Source organism: Cohnella sp. CFH 77786 (assembly GCF_019400745.1).
Lineage (GTDB): Bacteria > Bacillota > Bacilli > Paenibacillales > Paenibacillaceae > Cohnella.
In genome coordinates this window covers 1-18,766 of record NZ_WJIB01000023.1, presented here as the reverse complement: position 1 = coordinate 18,766, position 18,766 = coordinate 1, and the positions used below count along the sequence as shown (strand labels likewise).

Sequence of the window (18,766 nt, the reverse complement as noted above, 5' to 3'; positions counted from 1 at the left end):
CCCTTGCTTCTGCATCCCGCGGTATGCGCCGCAACGCCCTTCACCGCGGAGCTTTCCGCTCTTCCCGCTTGTAGGCGGCGGGGGTGACGCCGGTGAGCGACTTAAATACGCGGTGGAAGTGGGGCAGGCTCTCGAAGCCGCATCGCTCGGCGATCAGTCCGACGCTGTCCTCCGTCTCGAGCAGCAGTTCCTTGGCGAGGACGATCCGCTTGGCATTCACGTAATCGGTCACGTTCATGCCCGTCAGCCGCTTGAATACCCTCGAAAAATGCGGAGGACTCACGGAAGCGCGTTCCGCCAGCTCGGACAGGCCGATTCCCCGGCCGGGGAACTCGTCGATTTCCCGCAACGCGAGCTGCATCCAGGCCGGCCCGATCCGGCGGTCGCCGGCGTCTCCCGGTATGGCCGACGCCGCGTAGCGGTTCACCTGCAAGAGCAGCTGCTGAAGCAGGAGACGAACCGCATGGCGGTAACCGTTCCGCTGCAGCCGGAGCTCCTCTTCCATCCCGTCCAGCACCGTTTCCAACGGCTTCCGCAGCTCGTCCGGCAGTTCGATTTTGAAGCTTTTTCGATTGCGCGCGAGCTCGAAACACCGAAGGCCGGAGTAGCCCTCGTCGAACGTCCCGGCCTGCGCCAATGCCGGCGCGAAGAACACGGCAGTGGACACGATCGGATCGTCAGGATCGGGAAACGAACGGTGGATCGTGTTGCCGGGAATGACGAACAAGTCGCCCGGCGTTTTCTCGTAGAACGTCTTGTCTATGAAAAAGGTGCCTTTGCCTGCATACACGTACACGAGCTCGAACCGGTCGTGGAGGTGGTCGGGAAGCTCCTGCTGCGGGCTCTTGATATCCTTGTAATTGATGTCGAACGGAAACAGCGGATCTCCGAAAAACGGCTTGCGGTAAGGGGTCATGGAATACACTCCCTGGTCTGAAGATGATATCGCTTTCAGAATATCAAAAAAAGCTACATTTCGGCAATCATGCGGTATTTGAATATCGTTTCGCGCCGTTACAATGAAAGTAATGACAATCGAAAAGGAGGGCAAGCCCCTATGCGGATTGACGCCCACCAGCACTATTGGAAAATCAGCCGGGGCGATTACGGCTGGATCACGCCGGAGATTCCGGTGTTGTACCGGGATTTTCTGCCCCGCGACCTGGTGCCGAATCTCAAAAGACACCGGTTGGACGGCAGCATTGTCGTGCAGGCAGCGCCCACGTGGGAAGAGACGGATTACCTGCTGTCGCTTGCCGAAAGGGAGGAGACGATTTTCGGCGTCGTGGGATTTCTGGATCCGTTCGATCCGCGGCACCGCGAACATTACGAAAGGTTCCGCGAACATCCGAAGTTCGCCGGCTTCCGCGTCATGATCCAGGAAATGCAGGATGCGGAAAGGATTTTGGAGCCCGACTATGTAAGCGCTTTGCGGGAGTACGCCGAGGAAGGCGTGCCGATGGACCTGCTCGTACGGAGTCATCAACTTGAGCCTCTGGCCAGGCTTCTGGACCGTTTGCCGGATTTGCGGGGCGTCATCGACCATATCGGCAAACCCCGCATCGCGGACGGAGAATGGGAGCCATGGAGCGGCCTTATGAAGGAAATCGCCGGGCACCGCAATATCTATTGCAAGCTGTCCGGCATGGTGACGGAAGCCGCGCCTGACCTATGGAAGCCTGAAGATTTCGCCGTCTATATCGAACATATCCTCGAATGGTTCGGGCCGGACCGGGTGATGTTCGGCAGCGATTGGCCGGTCTGCCTGCTGGCCGCGGAGTACGAACAGGTGGTGGACGTGCTGGAGCGCTCGCTGCCCCCCGAATGGAACGAGAGCGAGCGGGCCAGGTTGTTCGGGTTAAACGCGAAGGAGTTCTACCGCCTATGAAAACGTTGAATCGAGGAGTGCTGCAAGAGGCGGAGAGACGGCAGCTGGATGCCGCGTTAAGCAGTCCCGTGAAAATCCTGCAAATCGGCGAAGGGAACTTTCTCCGCGGGTTCGCGGATTGGATGGTCCAGGTCTGCCGTAATCGGGGGTTGTTCGACGGCAGCGTCGCGGTGACCCAGCCGCGTCCTTCCGGCCGGGGGAACATCGTTAAGCTGGCCGCCCAGGAAGGGATCTATACGCTCGTCACCCGCGGGCTGGAGAACGGGGCGCCGGTGGAGCGGAAGGAAATCGTGTCCGTTTTCTCCGAGGTGTTCGATCCGTACTCGGAATGGGAGAGGTTGGTCTCCATCGCCCTGAGCGCCGATTTGAGGTTCGTGATCTCGAACACGACGGAGGCGGGCCTCGCTTACGTCCCCGAGCCGCTGACGGGCGGCCCGATCGCCTCGTTCCCCGGCAAAATCGCTTACCTGCTGCATCGTCGATTTACGGCCCGCGAAGGAGCATCCGGCGGCGGATTGATTTTCCTGCCGTGCGAGCTGCTGGAGCGCAACGGCGACGCGCTTCGGGACGCCGTTCTCCGGTACGCCTCCGACTGGGGCTTCGGTGAGGCATTCGAAACTTGGGTGGTGGAGCATAACCGATTCCTCAATTCGCTGGTGGACAGGATCGTGACGGGATATCCGGACGAAGCGCAGGCAGAGGCTTGGTTCGCCGAATGGGGTTACCGCGACGCCATGCTCAATACGGCGGAACCGTACCATCTGTGGGCGATCGAGGGGGAGCCGGAGCTGGACGCACTGCTCCCGTTCCGCCAGGCCGGGCTTAACGTCGTCTGGACGGACGACCTGACGCCTTATCAGCGGCGCAAGGTGAGGATTCTGAACGGAGCCCATACATGGATGGCACCGCTCGGCCTGCTGCACGGCGTGGAGCATGTCCGGGAGCTGCTGGAGCATGCCGAGCTGGGACCGAAGGTGCGGGAGACGGTGTTTGGGGAGATCGTCCCGACGCTTCCGGATTCCAGGCAGGAAATGGAGGCATACGCGGCGACCGTCTTCGAACGTTTCGGGAACCCGTATATCCGCCACCGGCTCGCGGACATCGCGATGAACAGCCTCAGCAAGTTCCGGACGCGGCTGCTTCCGACTTTCGCCTCCTACGCGGAACGCGGCGAAGCGATCCCCGCGAGGCTGGCGCTCGGGCTTTCCGGGCTGCTGCGCTATTACCGAGTGGAGCGGGACGAATCCGGCCGCTACTCCGGTGTCACTCTCCGCGGCGAACGTTACGCGGTCCGGGACGATGCCGCGTCGCTGGATAGAATCGCCGGCGTCTGGGAGGAAGCGGGCCGATCCGGAGAGACGATCGCATGGGCGGTCCGGAAGCTTCTGTCGGACGAACGGTTGTGGGGACGGGAGTTGTCCGCTTGGAACGGGCTCGCGGAAGCCGTGGCCGAGCAATTGGCCGAATGGGAAAGGGGAGCTGGCAAGTGAGCGATTGGATCCGGTTATCGGCGAACGATCAGGTAATCGTCGCGCTTCGGCCTTTCGCGGCCGGTGAACTGCTGACGTTGGAAGACGGCGAGCGGCTGACGGTGGCGGACGAGGTTCCGCGAGGGCACAAAATATTGACCCGTCCCGTCGCTCGGGGCCAAGACATCCTCAAGTTCGGCTATTCGATCGGCAAAGCGACGGAAGATCTGAAGCCCGGTGTTTGGGTGCATACGCACAATCTCGCGACGGGACTCAGCGGCCTGCTGGATTACCGTTACGAGCCGGAGCCCGGATTGCCGTTTGCCGCAGAGAAGCATCAGGAAACCCGCACGTTCCAAGGATACGTCCGCACGGACGGGGAAGTCGGTATCCGCAACGAAATCTGGATCATCAACACCGTCGGCTGCATCAACAAAACTTGCGAAATCTTGGCCAAACGGGCCAGCGATATCCATTCCGGGAGGGTGGACGGCGTTTATCATTTCGCCCATCCGTTCGGCTGCTCGCAGCTCGGCGACGACTTGTCGCATACGCAGAAGCTGCTCGCCTCCCTCGTCCGCCATCCGAACGCGGCAGGCGTTCTGGTCGTGGGTCTGGGCTGCGAGAACAACCAAATCGAGTCGTTCCGCCAGGCAATCGGCGATGTCGATCCCAGACGGGTCAAGTTCATGAAAGCCCAAGACGAGGACGACGAGCTGGAAGCCGGCCTCGCCCTGATCGAAGAACTCGCAGCCTATGCCGAGACGTTCGAACGCGTACCCGTTCCCGTGTCGAAGCTCAAGCTCGGCCTCAAGTGCGGCGGGTCGGACGGCTTGTCCGGCATTACGGCCAATCCGCTCGTCGGAGCGGTGTCCGACCGCTTGATCGCGTCCGGAGGAACGGCGATCCTGACCGAGGTGCCCGAAATGTTCGGGGCCGAGACGATCCTGATGAACCGAGCGGATAGCGAGCGGGTGTTCGGACAAATCGTGGACCTGATCAACGGATTCAAGGAATACTTCATCCGTCACGGCCAGGATATCTACGAGAATCCGTCTCCGGGCAACAAAGCGGGCGGCATCACGACGCTCGAGGAGAAGTCGCTGGGCTGTACTCAGAAAGGCGGGCATGCGGCCGTGACCGACGTCGTGCCCTATGGCGGCAGGGTCAGCCGCATCGGTCTGAACCTGCTCGAAGCGCCGGGCAACGACCTCGTGTCCGTTACGGCACTGGCGGCGGGGGGCGCTCATATCGTCCTGTTTACGACGGGACGCGGCACGCCTTTCGGCGGACCGGTTCCGACGGTGAAAATTTCGACGAACTCGGATCTGGCCGCGCGCAAGAAAAATTGGATCGATTTCAACGCGGGGCGCCTTCTGGAAGGACGGACGATGCAAGAGCTCGCGGACGAACTCTGGGACGATCTGATCGCGCTCGCTTCCGGGGAAACCCGGACTCGGAGCGAAACGAACGGGTTCCGCGAGATCGCCATTTTCAAGGATGGAGTGATTCTGTAATGAAATACCGCAAACTGGGCCGTACGGGGCTCGACGTCTCGATCCTCGGCTTCGGCGCTTCCTCCCTCGGGTCGGTGTTCCGCGAGACGGACGATCGCGAAGGGATCCGCGCCGTCCATGCCGCTCTGGACGCCGGCATCAATTACATCGACGTTTCGCCCTACTATGGTCTGACCAAAGCCGAAACCGTGCTCGGAGAAGCGCTCCGTCAGTTGCCGCGAGACAAATTCCTGTTATCCACCAAGGCGGGGCGGTATGGAGCGGATTCGTTCGACTTCACCGCCAAACGGATCGAGAGCAGCCTGGAGGAAAGCTTGGCGCGGCTCCATACGGATTACTTGGACATTCTGTTTCTGCACGATATCGAATTCGTTCCCGCCGCCATTATCCTTGAAGAAGCCATCCCCGCGCTTAACCGGTTGAAGGAGCAAGGAAAAATCCGGTTCGGCGGCATTTGCGGGCTACCTCTGCAGTTGTTCGAGATTCTGCTCCCTCAGGTAGATGTGGACGCCATCATCTCGTATTGCCATTATTCGTTGAACGACACGACGCTGATGCGGCTGCTCCCGATGCTTGAATCGAGAGGCATCGGGCTCGTGAACGCATCACCGCTGTCGATGGGGCTGCTGAGCACGCGCGGCACGCCGGATTGGCATCCGGCCAGCCCGACGCTTAAGGCGGCCTGCAAGCAAGCCGCGGACTACTGCGCGTCCGTCGGCGCCGATATCGCCAAGCTGGCCGTGCAGTTCTCCACCGCGGAAGAACGGATTCCGACGACGCTCGTCAGCACGGCGAATCCGGACAACATCGTCAAAAATGCCAAATGGACGGAGGAGCCGATCGACGAAGCGCTGCTGCAAGAAGTGCTGAGCCTTCTCGCTCCGGTTCTGGACGAGACCTGGGTGAGCGGAAGGCCGGAATATAACGAAAACATCCATCGGTCGGGAAGCGGGTGGTCCGAATGAAAGGCATCGTGTGCGAAACCGTCGAATCGTTCCGTTACCGCGCGGATTTGCCGGAACCGGAGATGGGACCGGGCGAGGCGATCGTCGGCATCCGCAGGATCGGCATCTGCGGTACCGATCTGCACGCTTACAAGGGCAACCAGCCTTTTTTCGAATATCCGCGCATTCTCGGCCATGAGCTGGCTGGCGTCATCGAGCGGATCAGCCCGAACGCCGCGGGACTCCAAGCGGGGGACCAGGTCGGCATCGTGCCGTACTTGCACTGCGGGAGCTGCATCGCCTGCCGGAACGGCAAAACGAATTGCTGCACGTCCATGAAGGTACTCGGCGTCCACGTCGACGGCGGCATGCGAGAGCGGATCGCGGTGCCGGTCACCCATTTGATCCGGACGGAAGGGTTGTCGCTCGATGAAGCCGCGATGCTGGAGCCGCTGGCGATCGGCGCCCATGCGGTTCGCCGGTCGGACATCCGGCCGGGAGAGACGGCGCTTGTCATCGGAGGCGGTCCGATCGGGCTCGGCGTGATGGCCTTCGCCAAACACCGGGGCGCCAAAGTGATCGCCATGGATCTGAACGAGGAGCGGCTCGAGTTCTGCCGTTCGTGGGCGGGCGCGGATCTGAAGGTGAACGCGGCGGAGGATCCGATGGGGACCCTGTTGGCCGGCAACGGCTCCGAGCTTCCGTCGGTCGTGTTCGATGCGACCGGCAGCGCCCGCTCGATGGCGCAGGCTTTCGACTATGTCTCCCATGGCGGCAAGCTGGTGTACGTCGGGCTGGTCAAAGCGGATATTACGTTTCACGACCCGGATTTTCACAAGAAAGAAATGACGCTCATGGGGAGCCGGAATGCCGTCCGGGAAGATTTCGAAAACGTCATGGCCTTGGTGCGGGCGGGAGGGGTCGACATCAACCGCTACATCACCCACCGCGCAACGCTGGACCAAATGATCGGCCGATTCGCCGATTGGCTGATGCCGGAATCGAAGGTCATCAAGGCGATGGTGGAGCTGGCGTAAGGCTTAGGTCGACCGCGCCCTTCTTTCCTGACGGTAGAGGCTTAATTCAATAGGAAAATAGATCAAAAAGCCCCGCTGCCGATTCGGCGTGACAGCGGGGCGAACGCGTTACAGGATCCTTTGCGACAACTCCAGCTCGATTACCGTATCGCGCGGATCCGGGAGCGGGTAGGATAGATGCTCCGGGCGAGCGAAGCTCACGCAGGCGTCATCCGGAAACATGGCCGCGTTCCAGGGACGGGACAGGAACAATTCGGAGCCGTCCGCCAGCAAGCGCGCTTTGCGCACCTTGCCCGCCAGTCCGGGCAGGAGGATCGGGCCGACGTTTTCTTCGAAAACATGCGCGTAAAGCGTTTTGCCATTCTGGGTATACCGTCCCCATTCGCTTCGGGAACTCCGTTTGACCGGACGAAGGTGGAAGGATTCCGCTTGTAAGCTTCGTTGTCGCGCATCGGGTGGATCTTGTCCCCGTAAGCCGGATAATCATCGTGGTCGCGGATACGAATCACTTCGCGAAAGCGTTCCGCCGCGAAACCGGCTTCAGCCCGTCCGCGTTCCGGATGAACGTGGCGCCGCGAACGTCTTTTTCTGAGGAATCGGATTGACGAACGGTTAAGTAACTGATATGGTACGGATAGACAGGCATCGCCCATAACCGAATATCCCGCTGAAATGGCAAACTTGTTGAAAAACAAGGACGCAAAGCTATGGGTCTAAGGTTCGCCGGAACTATGACTGCCAAGCTGCCAAGGGGTTCGCGCTAACCCTCATTGGCTTAATGGAGGGTTTTTACCGTGCAACTGATCGGAAACAAGAACACGGATGCCTTGCACGTCAGCGTCCGCCGCGACATCCCGGCTGTCACGGACCGCGATTTGGAACGGTTGGTCCGCGACACCTTGGAGAAGATGAAGGATAGAGACATTCGGGAACTGTGCCGGGCGCTCGAAATCATTTGCTGTTACCGCAATCCGACGATCTACCATTAATCGTTGGCCGGTTTTGGATGCATGAACGGACAGGCATGGAGCTCAAGGCTCCATGCCTGTTTTCGTCAAGTGATTCAGAAAGTATTCAATTCGTTACTTGCCTGAACGGTACTCGCGCGGCGTCAGCCCGGTCGTTCTCTTGAACAGCTCCAGAAAATGCTTCTTGTCCTGATAACCGACGGCTTCGGCGATTTCCTGAACCGACAGGCGCGTACCCGTCAGCAGCTCGCGGCTTTTCTCGATCCGAAGCTTCTGCAGGAATTCCGAAAACGTGCTCCCGGTTTCCCGGACAAACAAGCGGTGAAAATGTCTCGTGCTGACCCCGGCTTCCGCAGCCGCTTGCCGGGCCGTGATCCGGTCCGCATAGGAGCTTTCGACGAAGGCCATCGCTTGCGCCCACCCGGAGCGTTCCGCGCGGGCGTCGGACGATTCGGCGCGCAGCGTTCTTTCGATCTCCGCGATCAGAGACAGAAACAGTCCATAGACGCGGGGAATGAAGCCGGTTTGGCGGCGATGCAGCTCCCGGTGCGCTTGCTCGAAGAAGGAGCGGAACGCCCCGGCCCGGTCGCGGAGCTTGCGCCAGGTCGGCCGGCCGGGAGCCAGATTCAGAAGACCCAGCGTTTCCGGCATCTCTTCCAGGAACGGGACGTGTCGGATCGCGTCCGCCACCCGGTCGGGGACGAAAATGAAATTGTAGATCACGAGCGGGTCCCGGGCATCCGCAGAGCGCGGCCGATACACGTGAGAGGTGCCGAGCGGCAGGATGAACAGTTCTCCTTGGGTGACGGACACGGTTTCGTCGCCGACATAGTGGAAACCGGTCCCTTCGGCGACATAGTTGATTTCGGTGAATTCATGATCATGGTAATGGAGCTCGAACGATTCCTCGACCCGGTTCGCGTAGAACGGAAGGCTATCGTCGAAGAACAGGCGTGCCGCCGTCGTTTCCTTCGCTTTGCGTGCCACTCGACCGCTCTCCTCCTTTCATTTGATGTCATCATACCCCCCTATAATGGCAGGATCAACCCTTTTATGGCGGAAACGTTCCCTTACAATGAGAATAGAAATACCGATTTGAAGGGGGAACGGGAATGGATCGGAAATGGAGCTCTTCCTGGATTTGGGGAGGAACGGCGGAAAGTCCGCGCAACGAGTGGCGGTGTTTCCGCGGGCGTTTCGATTGTCGGGCGGACGAAGCGGAAGGGGTGAACCTCCATATCTCGGCGGACTCCAGGTACGTGCTGTACGTCAACGGGGTTTACGTCGGGCGCGGACCGGTGCGTTCCTGGCCGAAGGAGCAATCTTACGACACCTACGCGATCGGCCATCTGCTGCGTCCCGACGGGGACAACACCGTAGCCGCGCTCGTCATGCATTTCGGCGTAAGCAACTTCTATTACTTGCGCGGACGAGGCGGGCTGCTGGCGGAAATCGAACGGAACGGGGAGGTGCTGGGCGGGACGGGAACCGGGTGGAAAACCGCCAAACACGAAGCCCTGCAGGCGAATTCGCCCCGCATGTCCTGCCAGCAGGGCTTCGCGGAAGTGTACGACGCCAGGATGTGGGATGACCGTTGGCTCGAGCCTTCGTTCGACGATGCCGGCTGGCAGGACGCTTCCGTCATCGGGAAGGCAGGCTGTATGCCTTGGACGAATTTACGGGCCCGCGATATTCCCTTTCTCACGGAGGAGAAACGCTACCCCGCGAGCATTGCCGCCCTCTCCCGGGTGACAACGCCCCGCTATTCGGCCGTCATCGATTTGCGTCCCCAGATGATCCCGGGCAGCGTGAACCACGCCAATCCCGTCGGCTTCACGGGTTATTTGGCCACGGTGCTCATTCTGCAGGATGATGGCGACGTCACGATCGGATTTCCCGGCGGGGTCCATGCGGACGGCCTCTGGGTGGACGGCCTTCCTTGCGGCCCGTGGACCGGCGAACCTCCCGAACGGTATGGCCGGCTGCGATTAACGAAGGGCGAGCATTTGGTCCTGATCGACGTTACGACGCCGAGCATGCACGGCTGGGGCTTCCATCTGGGCATCGATGGCGCCGTTCCGTTCACCATGCGCTCCCCGCTCGAGTCCGGGGACGGTAACGGCAAAGTTCCGTTCGTCGCCGTCGGACCGTTCGACACCCGGGAAGATTCGCTGGATGACGCGAAGAGCAGGAAGCTGCGCACGGAGGATCCCGAATTCGTCCGCGCCGCCGGCATGTCGTCGGCGGAACAACTGCTGACGCTGGAGGATTGGATCCGTCCGGTGGATCCGGTGCTGTATACGGAAGACGACGTATTCGGCGCGAACGTATGGAAAACGTCGGCGGAAAGGCGGGCGGTACCGCCCGCTTACCGGAATGCGATTCTGCCCGTTCCGGAGCCGGCGGTGATCTCGGCTTTCGAGGAAGGAGGAGACCTTGAGCTGGTCATCGACCTCGGCGCGGAAAGTTCGGGTTTCGTCGGTTTCGAAGTCGAGGCGGAGGAAGGCACGGTGCTTGACGTATACGGGGTGGAATACTGGCGGAAGGATTACGTCCAGCATACCTTCGGCTTGGACAACACGATCCGCTATGTTTGCCGCGAGGGCCGGCAGCGGTACGAGTCTCCGGTCAGGCGCGGGCTGCGGTATTTGATCCTCACGATCCGGAATATCCGGGAGCCTGTCCGGATCCAAGAGATCTATTTCCGCCAGAGCACGTACCCCGTGACGGACGACGGTTCGTTCCGCTGTTCGGATCCGCTGCTCGGCGACATTTGGGAGATCAGCCGGCATACGACGCGCCTCTGCATGGAGGATACGTTCGTCGATTGCCCGGCTTACGAGCAGGTTTTCTGGGTGGGCGACAGCCGCAACGAAGCTTTGGTCAATTACTACGTATTCGGGGCGACGGAAATCGTCAAACGGTGCCTGAAGCTCGTTCCCGGTTCCGGGGACGTCACTCCGCTGTATCTGGACCAGGTGCCGAGCGCCTGGAGCAGCGTCATCCCGAACTGGACGTTCTTCTGGGCGATCGCCTGCGAGGAATTCGCGTCCCATACGGGAGACGCCGCTTTCGCGGCCGAGATTTGGCCCTCGGTCCGGCATACGTTGACCCATTACCTGCGCTATCTCGACGAATCGGGGCTGCTGAACATCAAGGCCTGGAACCTGCTCGACTGGGCGCCGATGGACCAGCCCGACGAGGGAATCGTCACCCACCAGAACCTGTTCCTGGTTCAGGCACTCCGCAAGGCGGCTCTGCTGGCCGCGGCCGCCGGCCATGCCGAGGAGGGAAGCCTGTTCCTGGCCGCGGCGAACCGGCTCAAAGACGCGATCAATCGTCATCTATGGGATGAAGAGCGTCAGGCTTATCTGGATTGCATCCACCGGGACGGAAGGCGTTCGGAGATCTTCAGCATGCAGACCCAGGTCGTCGCGTATTTGTGCGGCGCGGCGGAAGGAGAGAGGAGGCAGGTGCTGGAAGCGTATCTCGCGTATCCGCCTGCCGGCTTCGTTCCGATCGGAAGTCCGTTCATGTCCTTCTTCTACTACGAAGCGTTGAAGATGGCGGGACAGTATGACTTGATGCTGGACGACATCCGGAAGAACTACGGACGGATGATCGACCACGGTGCGACGACCTGCTGGGAGATGTACCCGAATTTCGCGGAAAACCGCGCCAATCCGAACATGCTGACGAGGAGCCATTGCCATGCCTGGTCGGCCGCACCGGGTTATTTTCTGGCGGAGAGCATTCTGGGCGTGAAGATGGAGAAGCCGGGATGGGAGGAAGCGATCATCGCGCCTCAGCCTTGCGGTCTGGCGTGGGCGAACGGCCGAGTGCCGCTCCCGCATGGAGGGCATATCGAAGTCGAGTGGACCGTGAAGGACGGACGGATCCGAATCCGCGCCGAAGCGCCCGACGATGTCCGGCTGAATGTCCGGATTCCCGAAGGTTGGACGGGGGAAGTCGTCACCGCCGCTTATCGCAGATGAAGCCTCGAACGAATATGGCGTTCGATTGCCGGAAGATTTTCCGGTGATCGGGCGCCGTTTGATTTTCGTTTTTCCGTCATCGATAACCCTTGAACCTGGCGCGGCTTCGGAAACAAGTACGCATCATGCCGGCGGAGAACACGGAGCGGGTGCGAACCGTGTGCAGCCGGCCGGAACCGACAAACAACCGGCTTTGTTTTGGATTTCTTCGTTCCGCTGGACTTCAATGCGATTGTAGTCGATAATGATGACAACAATTGTCATAAACCCGACAAAAACGAGGGATCCGCTTGTCCAAATCGAAACGGCTGATGGAGCTGATGATGACCGTCAACCGCAAACGCAGGTTCAAAGTCCGGGAGCTTGCGCACGAGTTCGGCGTGTCGGAGAGAACGATTCTGCGGGATTTGCAGGAGTTAAGCGAGCTCGGCGTTCCGCTCTATTCGGAAGTCGGTCCCCACGGAGGGTACCAGGTGCTGAACGAAAGGGTGCTGCCTCCCATCGCGTTCACGGAGGAGGAGGCGGCGGCGATGTTCTTCGCGAGCCACGCGTTGCGCCATTACGCGGATTTGCCGTTCGAAACCGAAATATCGTCGGCGCTGGGGAAGTTTTACCGCTATATGCCGGGGGACGTCCGCGACCGCATCGACCAAATGAAAAACCGGGTCGACTTCGAAACGCCGGTCCGGCACGTGCACTCGCCGTATTTGCCGGTCCTGCTCGACGCGGCCGTCCATCAGAAAGTGCTGCTCATCGAATACGAGTCGGGCGAAGGAACGTCGAAGCGGGAAATCCAGCCGATCGGAATCTACGCCAACAACGGATTGTGGTATTGCCCGGCCTATTGCTTCCTGCGGGGAGATTACCGATTGTTCCGCTGCGACCGGATCCAATCCGCCGTTCATGGTCAAGGCGGATCGGAACCGAAGGATCTCCGGCACATCCATCTCGGAAATCGGGTGGCTCTGGCGCAGGAAGAGCAGGAGCTTGTCCGGATTCAAGCGGAGCTGAGCAGGCAAGGGGTTCGCAGGTGCGAGACGGAGCTATGGCACTGCGTCTCGAGCTTTCAGGATTGCGCGGGCCCGGCGCTGGTCGTTAGGGAGGATGGCACGGGGCGTCTGGACGGCAGCGTTCCGAGACGCGAAATTCCGTACTTCGTCCGGTTTTTCATCGGATTGGGGCCGGAGGCGACCGTGCAAGGGCCGCCGGTATTGCTGTCGGAGATGAGAAGGACGCTTGAGGAGATGCTGGGGAAATACCGTCCTTAACGGAACAAAGGGGCAGTCATTCGGCCGGGAGACCGATAGACTGCCCCTTCTTCACGAGTTGCACGGTGCTAGAAGAACCTGCGGTTCCATCCAGCCAGTTTCGCAACGGCCTCGAGATAGAAGTAATCGCCGTAAATCAACGAAACATGGATGTTTTTGTTTTCCGGAACATGGCCGGTGCCCTCGGTCAACAAGGCGAAGAGGTCTTTGCGGTCCAGGGCGGAATGCCGTTCCGTCAATGCCGATAAAATCCTCTCGGCGGCCGTCCGGAACGTGCGGCCTACTGGAGCGGAACAGGACTCGGCCAATTCCAGCAGTCCGGATGCCGCAATGGCGGCCGCGGACGTGTCCCGGGGCTGCCCCTCCAGCTCAGGCAAGCGGAAATCCCAGTAAGGGATCAGGTCTTCCGATCTTTGGGCCGCTTCGAGATAACGGACCTCTCCGGTATGCTTGTAAATGTTGGCCATGCCGTATAGCGCCCAAGCCTGCCCGCGACTCCAGGCGGAATCGGGGCCGAAGCCTTGCCCTCCGTCCGCCCGGAGCATGTCCCCGGACTGAGGATCAAAGCGGATCGAGATATCCGAACGCGAACACGAATCTGATGCGGTCCCGCACGGTCATTCCCACGGTGACGGCAAGCTTGAACCCGGGGGTTGGCTGGTTGGCGACTGCCGTATACGGGCAGCCCGGTTCCGATCGCGAAGCGTGGAATCGGCCGCCCCGAATCGAATCGACAGGTGACCGGCTGGTTTTCTATTCGGACAGCTCCGATCGCGTACTGCTTCGCGTCGATCTGGAATGATGAGATCCGTTTGGCGAAGGAAGCATCAGGGAGGCATTTGGCGTTCGAGGCAAACGATGTGGAAGACGCCGTGAAACGATTGCGGGATCGGAACGTGGAGACGGAGCCGATCCGAGGATTTGCCGATCGAGATGAACGAGAAATAAGCGTTCACTTGCATATGCCGGCCCAAACGTCGACAGCCTGTTGAGGATTTCCCAACAGGCTGTCGGCTCATGCCGCTTGTTTTCCGTCCAGCTACCGATGCCGGCCGTCGTTATCGTTAATGGTGATCTCCGCGGTATTGCGGGCCTCCCGTGCGAAATCGCCGCCCGCGAAACTAGCATTCCAGATCCGAACTTGAAAGGTCTCTTTCCGCTCCTGTTTTGAGTCTTCTTTTATCTGGATTTCGATTGTTTTCACCGTTTCTCCGTCGGCAAAAGCAAGCGTTCCCTCCGCCGCGGTGTAGTCCTCACCCGCGATCGCGCTCCCGTCAGCGGTCTCATACCGAATTTTCAGGATCCCGGCGCTTCCGCCTTTGCGGATAACGGTAACGGTTACGATGCCGCTATTTTCCTCCGTTTTCACGATACGATCAACGAAAACCGCTCGTCCTTCCGGCTCCACGTAAGGATCGTTGTCCGTGATGGTGACGACCGCGCTCGTGATTGTCCCCAGCGAGGCACCGCCTGTCGCGTTAAACAGCGATACCGTGAAATTCTCATTACCCTCGTATTCGGCGTCATCGAGAATCGGCACCTCGATCGTCTTCCACGTTTCTCCTTCCGCGAACGTGAGTGACCCTGAGGTGCCGGTGAAATCCGAGCCCTCCGACGCGCTGCCGCCCCCGACGCCGTAGTCGACCGTCACCGTGCCGCCCGCTCCGCTCGTGCGCGTCACCAACAGGGAGACGAAGCTGCCGCCCTCATCGACCGTGGCCGATGCCGTATCCAACTGCAGCTGTCCCGGCGGATCCGGAATCCAGGTGTCGTCGTCCACGATCGAGACGTTCGAGCCGGTGATCGTTCCAAGCGTCGCCCCGTTCGTCGGATTGCCGAGCGTGACCGTGAAACTCTCGTCGCCTTCCGTGTCGGTATCATTGTAGATCGGTACCGAGATCGTCTTCGACGTTTCGCCCGCCGCGAACGTGAGCGTGCCGCCGGCCGTCTCATAGTCGCTGCCGCCGCTTGCCGTGCCGTCGCTTGTGGTGTAATCGACGGCAACTTCGCCGTCGGAGCCGTTGTACCTGATGACTGACAGGTAAACATAGCCTTCGTTTTCCGACACGGCATAGGAATCATACTCCAGTCCGATCTCTCCCGGGGCGGGGTTGGCGTGCGCAGTCTGCTGGAGAGCAGGATACATCAGAACGAAGGACAGCAGCGCTGCTGCCAATCTGCGCGCGGATCTCCTGCTACTGCCTGGTAAACCCGACATTTCATCAATCCTCCTTACAAATGAATGCAATGAGAAGTTTAAAGGATACAATTTGTATCACCTAATTACCAATTTACGGCAACCGAGGGTGGGTTAACAAGTGAGTCCTGTCATATGACTGGTCATGAAATTTCATGCCCCGTGTCACTTGAATACATGACAAGGGACGATGAGTGCGCCAAGATGAGGCATCTCGAGCCATTTAGAACGCCAAAAAACACGCCTGACTCGGCGTGTTTATCATTCAAGTATGGTGGAGCCAAGGGGGATAACAAAATCTTGATCAAATTGCTGACGAAGCGGATTCGATGAAGAAGATCGCAGCGGTAGATTTCGATGCCGTGCTCGTCCGTTGAAGTTATGCGATGAAGCTTTTCAGCACTCCCTCCGCGCGGAACGTCCCCCTATCCAAGGGTTCGCTCCCCCTTGGCAGTCCACCAAAACAGAAAAACCACTTCAGAATGAAGCGGTTTGAATTATGGTTTTGGTGGAGCCAAGGGGGATAACGAAATCTTGATCAAATTTGCTGACGAAGCGGATTCGATGAAGAAGATCGCAGCGGTAGATTTCGATGCCGTGCTCGTCCGTTGAAGTTATTCAATGAAGCTTTTCAGCACTCCCTCCGCGCGGAACGTCCCCCTATCCTGGGGTTCGCTCCCCCTTGGCAGTCCACCAAAACAGAAAAACCACTTCAGAACGAAGTGGTTTGAATTATCGTTTTGGTGGAGCCAAGGGGGATCGAACCCCTGACCTCATCGCTGCCAGCGATGCGCTCTCCCAGCTGAGCTATGGCCCCGTATCGGACGACAAAAATGATATTAGCATAGCGGATTGAACGCTGTCAATGCCATTCTTCTGAGAAATCAAGGGATTTGCGAAATCGTGCATACCGACTCGGTTTCGGCGAAGGATAAGAGCACACTGGGTTTGGAAAATGGGGTTGGGCGGATTGGTGAGCAAACGGGACGGGAAAGGTTTTTTCTGGCGTTGGGGCTATGCCATGCATCGTTACCGATGGGTCGTCGTTGCGGTTTGCGCCGCGCTTTTCATCGGTTTGGGTACGTATGCAAAACAGTTGCCGGACCTGCTCAAAGATAATGGCTTTGCCCCCCGGGGAAGCGAGTCCGACCGCGGCTTTAGCTTGCTGCAGGACCGGTTAGGGGTGGCCCCCTCCGCCGTGACCGTGGTGTACACGAGCGACAAGCTGGATTTGACGGAACCGCGCGCGATCTCCGACATTTTGACCTCATTGGATCCGCTTCGGAGGCTGCCTTACGTCAGAAGGATTTCGGTCAACGAGACGCCGCGCACCTCCAATCGGACGGGCGTGCAGTCCGTCCATGTCGAAATGTCTTTGGACACTTTCGCCGCGGTCGACAAGTATCCGTCGGTGCGGAATCTGATTCATCCGCCGAAGGATATGAAGGTGTTCGTCGACGGGGCCACGGCTACCCTGTATGACATTCAACAAGCGACGAAAAAGGATTTGTCGAAGTCGGAAATGCTGGGTCTGCCGATTGCCCTGGTCGTGCTGCTGCTCATATTCGGCACGGTGGGAGCGGCCATTCTCCCGTTGATCGTCGGAGTCATGAGCGTCTCGTGCACGCTCGGAGCTTCTTATTTTATCGCCGAAAAATATTCCTTGTCCAATTTCATGCCGAACATGGTGACGATGGTGGGACTTGCGGTCGGCATCGATTATGCTTTGTTCGTCGTCAGCCGTTACCGCGAGGAGCTCGTTCGGCAGCGGGCGGTCAGCACGGCCGTGGCAAGGACTTGCCAGATGGCGGGCAAATCGATTTTTTTCTCGGGTTTTGCCGTGTTGATCGGCATGCTCGGGATGCTGTTCATCGACTTGCCGGTCATGCGCTCCCTGAGCTTGGGCGGGGTTCTCGTCGTGCTGACGTCGGTGCTTTTTTCCAATACGCTGTTGCTGGCGCTTCTCGGGATCATCGGCCATGGGATCAACCGGTTTCCCCTTTTTCCCGCCCTTCAGCGCAGACGCCAGACGTCCCAAACATGGGAACGCATCGCTTTTACGGTGATGAAAAGGCCGGTCGTTCTCGCCTCGCTGATGAGCGGCGGGCTGATCCTTCTCATGTTGCCGGTTGGCGGCATGAAGCTCGGCGTTCCGAACGCGGAGGTGCTGCCTCCTTCGTACGAATCGAGGCAAGGCTCCGATTTGTTGAAGGAAACGTACGACGTTCGGGAAGCGGCCCCCATCCAAATCGTGCTGGAAAGTCCGGCTTCCGTATGGGACGTTCGGACGATTCGAGACATTCAGGCGTATACCGAGCGGATTCGGTCGCTCCACGGCGTGGATAAAGTCAGAAGCTATGCGACCTTGCTCGGGAACCTTTCTCCGGAGAAGACCGGAGCTTTGTTACAGGATGCGGCGGCAAGAAAACGGTTTGAGGATCAAGGGCTGGCCAGGGGCCGCTCCGCGCTTCTTACGGTTGTGCCCCATTGGGACTTCGAATCGGCCGAAACCGAAAGCTTAGTCCGAAGGCTGCGCGGGGAGGACGCCGGCAACTTGAAGGCGCACGTAACGGGTATGGCGGCTAACCGGGTCGACATTATCGACCGGATCAACAAGGGACTTCCTTCCATGGTCGGTTTCGTGATGGCGATCACTTATCTGGTTCTGTTCGCGGCGTTCCGTTCCCTGCTTCTGCCGCTGAAAGCCGTTCTGATGAACGTGCTGAGCCTTGGGGCCAGCTTGGGCATCGTCGTGATCGTGTTCCAGGAAGGGCACTTGGCCCATTTGCTGCACATCACTTCGATCGGATACGTAAGCGTCGTTTTGCCCGTCACCATTTTCTGCGTCGTGTTCGGTATCTCGATGGATTACGAGGTGTTCTTGATCTCCCGGATCAAAGAGGAATACGAGAAAACGGGGGACAACGAGAAGAGCACGGCCGCCGGACTGACGAAAACGGGCGGGCTCATCACGAGCGCCGCGTTCATCCTGATCGTCGTCGTCGGCTCCTTCGTCTTTACGGACATCGAGATCACGAAGGCGCTCGGCGTCGGCTTGTTCAGCGCGATTTTCATCGACGCCACGTTTATTCGGGTGATCGTCGTGCCTGCTTTAATGAAGCTCCTCGGACGGGCGAACTGGTGGGCCCCGGCTTTGGGCAGGTAGCATATCCGTGGAAGAAATTTCCGGTTGCATAGCAATCGTGTTCGAGGTATGATGTAATTCCTGCGTCGGTCGAAACGGTGCAGTCGAGCAACGGGGAATGCGATCTGGAAGAAATTGAGGGTTGCAAACGAGTTGCCGAAGCGTTATGATGTAATTCCTGCTTCGCTTTCGGCGAGGCGGACAAGCACAACGAATTGCTCCTTGAAAACTGAACATCGAGCGTAATACGGATTCGGACTTCGGTTCGAAAAACCAGCTTTAACTTTTGAGCCATCACGGCTCTTCAATAAGGTTTTACCTTTATGGAGAGTTTGATC

The 18,766-nt window shown here is 59.3% G+C and carries 15 protein-coding genes, 1 tRNA gene and 1 riboswitch; of the genes, 10 read left to right on the top strand and 6 right to left on the bottom strand.

The features are described 5' to 3' along the window. Positions 1–40: 40 nt before the first annotated feature. Complete coding sequence (locus tag GE107_RS24100; protein ID WP_219643996.1) at positions 41–916, bottom strand: AraC family transcriptional regulator; 876 nt, start codon at positions 914–916, stop codon at positions 41–43. 141 nt (positions 917–1,057) lie between these two features. On the opposite strand from GE107_RS24100, the gene GE107_RS24095 reads away from it, so the two are divergent. From GE107_RS24095 to GE107_RS24075, 5 genes are read left to right on the top strand one after another with little or no spacing between them, the layout of a single operon-like run. Next, positions 1,058–1,888 carry an amidohydrolase family protein gene (locus GE107_RS24095; RefSeq protein ID WP_219643994.1) on the top strand — a complete coding sequence of 277 codons (831 nt, stop codon included), beginning with the start codon at positions 1,058–1,060 and terminating at the stop codon, positions 1,886–1,888. Then, positions 1,885–3,378: a tagaturonate reductase gene (locus GE107_RS24090; protein ID WP_219643992.1), complete on the top strand. Its 1,494-nt coding sequence runs from the start codon at positions 1,885–1,887 to the stop codon at positions 3,376–3,378. The genes GE107_RS24095 and GE107_RS24090 overlap by 4 nt, the downstream gene beginning before the upstream one ends. Further along, complete coding sequence (locus tag GE107_RS24085) at positions 3,375–4,874, top strand: UxaA family hydrolase (RefSeq protein ID WP_370636519.1); 1,500 nt, start codon at positions 3,375–3,377, stop codon at positions 4,872–4,874. Before GE107_RS24090 ends, GE107_RS24085 begins: the two co-directional genes overlap by 4 nt. Further along, entirely contained in the window at positions 4,874–5,839 is a 966-nt protein-coding gene (locus tag GE107_RS24080) for an aldo/keto reductase (protein WP_219643989.1), read from the top strand. The genes GE107_RS24085 and GE107_RS24080 overlap by 1 nt, the downstream gene beginning before the upstream one ends. Continuing rightward, on the top strand, positions 5,836–6,855 hold the full coding sequence (locus tag GE107_RS24075) for a zinc-binding alcohol dehydrogenase family protein (protein ID WP_219643988.1): 1,020 nt from the start codon (positions 5,836–5,838) through the stop codon (positions 6,853–6,855). The genes GE107_RS24080 and GE107_RS24075 overlap by 4 nt, the downstream gene beginning before the upstream one ends. 108 nt (positions 6,856–6,963) lie before the next feature. Here the strand turns inward: GE107_RS24075 and GE107_RS26830 are convergent, their stop codons facing one another. Further along, entirely contained in the window at positions 6,964–7,143 is a 180-nt protein-coding gene (locus GE107_RS26830) for a hypothetical protein (RefSeq protein ID WP_255570831.1), read from the bottom strand. 376 nt (positions 7,144–7,519) lie between these two features. Next, a riboswitch (cyclic di-GMP riboswitch) is annotated at positions 7,520–7,606 on the top strand. 43 nt (positions 7,607–7,649) lie between these two features. Here GE107_RS26830 and GE107_RS24065 point away from each other — a divergent pair. Continuing rightward, positions 7,650–7,844 carry a hypothetical protein gene (locus GE107_RS24065; protein WP_219643986.1) on the top strand — a complete coding sequence of 65 codons (195 nt, stop codon included), beginning with the start codon at positions 7,650–7,652 and terminating at the stop codon, positions 7,842–7,844. A 93-nt stretch (positions 7,845–7,937) separates the two neighbouring features. On the opposite strand, the gene GE107_RS24060 is transcribed toward GE107_RS24065, so the two are convergent. Further along, positions 7,938–8,810: an AraC family transcriptional regulator gene (locus tag GE107_RS24060; RefSeq protein ID WP_219643984.1), complete on the bottom strand. Its 873-nt coding sequence runs from the start codon at positions 8,808–8,810 to the stop codon at positions 7,938–7,940. A gap of 125 nt (positions 8,811–8,935) precedes the next feature. On the opposite strand from GE107_RS24060, the gene GE107_RS24055 reads away from it, so the two are divergent. Continuing rightward, positions 8,936–11,818 (top strand): family 78 glycoside hydrolase catalytic domain, encoded by a 2,883-nt coding sequence (locus GE107_RS24055; RefSeq protein ID WP_219643982.1) that lies wholly within the window; start codon positions 8,936–8,938, stop codon positions 11,816–11,818. 290 nt (positions 11,819–12,108) lie between these two features. Beyond that, the gene (locus tag GE107_RS24050; protein ID WP_219643980.1) at positions 12,109–13,086 is read left to right on the top strand and encodes a helix-turn-helix transcriptional regulator; all 978 of its coding nucleotides are present in this window, start codon (positions 12,109–12,111) and stop codon (positions 13,084–13,086) included. Positions 13,087–13,154: 68 nt separating this feature from the next. Here the strand turns inward: GE107_RS24050 and GE107_RS24045 are convergent, their stop codons facing one another. After that, positions 13,155–13,631, bottom strand: a complete 477-nt coding sequence (locus GE107_RS24045; RefSeq protein ID WP_219644095.1) for a glycoside hydrolase family 88 protein — start codon at positions 13,629–13,631, stop codon at positions 13,155–13,157. Here GE107_RS24045 and GE107_RS27320 point away from each other — a divergent pair. Continuing rightward, positions 13,559–13,888: a DUF2264 C-terminal domain-containing protein gene (locus GE107_RS27320; RefSeq protein WP_370636523.1), complete on the top strand. Its 330-nt coding sequence runs from the start codon at positions 13,559–13,561 to the stop codon at positions 13,886–13,888. The genes GE107_RS24045 and GE107_RS27320 overlap by 73 nt on opposite strands. 237 nt (positions 13,889–14,125) lie before the next feature. Here the strand turns inward: GE107_RS27320 and GE107_RS24035 are convergent, their stop codons facing one another. Together GE107_RS24035 and GE107_RS24030 are read right to left on the bottom strand one after the other, a co-directional pair. After that, positions 14,126–15,262, bottom strand: coding sequence for a Calx-beta domain-containing protein (locus GE107_RS24035; RefSeq protein WP_219643978.1), 1,137 nt, complete (start codon positions 15,260–15,262; stop codon positions 14,126–14,128). A 762-nt stretch (positions 15,263–16,024) separates the two neighbouring features. After that, positions 16,025–16,100 (bottom strand) — tRNA-Ala (locus GE107_RS24030). A gap of 156 nt (positions 16,101–16,256) precedes the next feature. On the opposite strand from GE107_RS24030, the gene GE107_RS24025 reads away from it, so the two are divergent. Then, positions 16,257–18,449 carry an MMPL family transporter gene (locus tag GE107_RS24025; RefSeq protein ID WP_370636522.1) on the top strand — a complete coding sequence of 731 codons (2,193 nt, stop codon included), beginning with the start codon at positions 16,257–16,259 and terminating at the stop codon, positions 18,447–18,449. Positions 18,450–18,766 lie beyond the last annotated feature (317 nt).

Bases quoted from the DNA above. Each gene is read 5' to 3' on its own strand.
- GE107_RS24100 (WP_219643996.1), bottom strand. From the start codon at position 916: ATGACCCCTTACCGCAAGCCGTTTTTCGGAGATCCGCTGTTTCCGTTC.
- GE107_RS24095 (WP_219643994.1), top strand. From the start codon at position 1,058: ATGCGGATTGACGCCCACCAGCACTATTGGAAAATCAGCCGGGGCGAT.
- GE107_RS24090 (WP_219643992.1), top strand. From the start codon at position 1,885: ATGAAAACGTTGAATCGAGGAGTGCTGCAAGAGGCGGAGAGACGGCAG.
- GE107_RS24080 (WP_219643989.1), top strand. From the start codon at position 4,874: ATGAAATACCGCAAACTGGGCCGTACGGGGCTCGACGTCTCGATCCTC.
- GE107_RS24075 (WP_219643988.1), top strand. From the start codon at position 5,836: ATGAAAGGCATCGTGTGCGAAACCGTCGAATCGTTCCGTTACCGCGCG.
- GE107_RS24055 (WP_219643982.1), top strand. From the start codon at position 8,936: ATGGATCGGAAATGGAGCTCTTCCTGGATTTGGGGAGGAACGGCGGAA.
- GE107_RS24045 (WP_219644095.1), bottom strand. From the start codon at position 13,631: ATGCTCCGGGCGGACGGAGGGCAAGGCTTCGGCCCCGATTCCGCCTGG.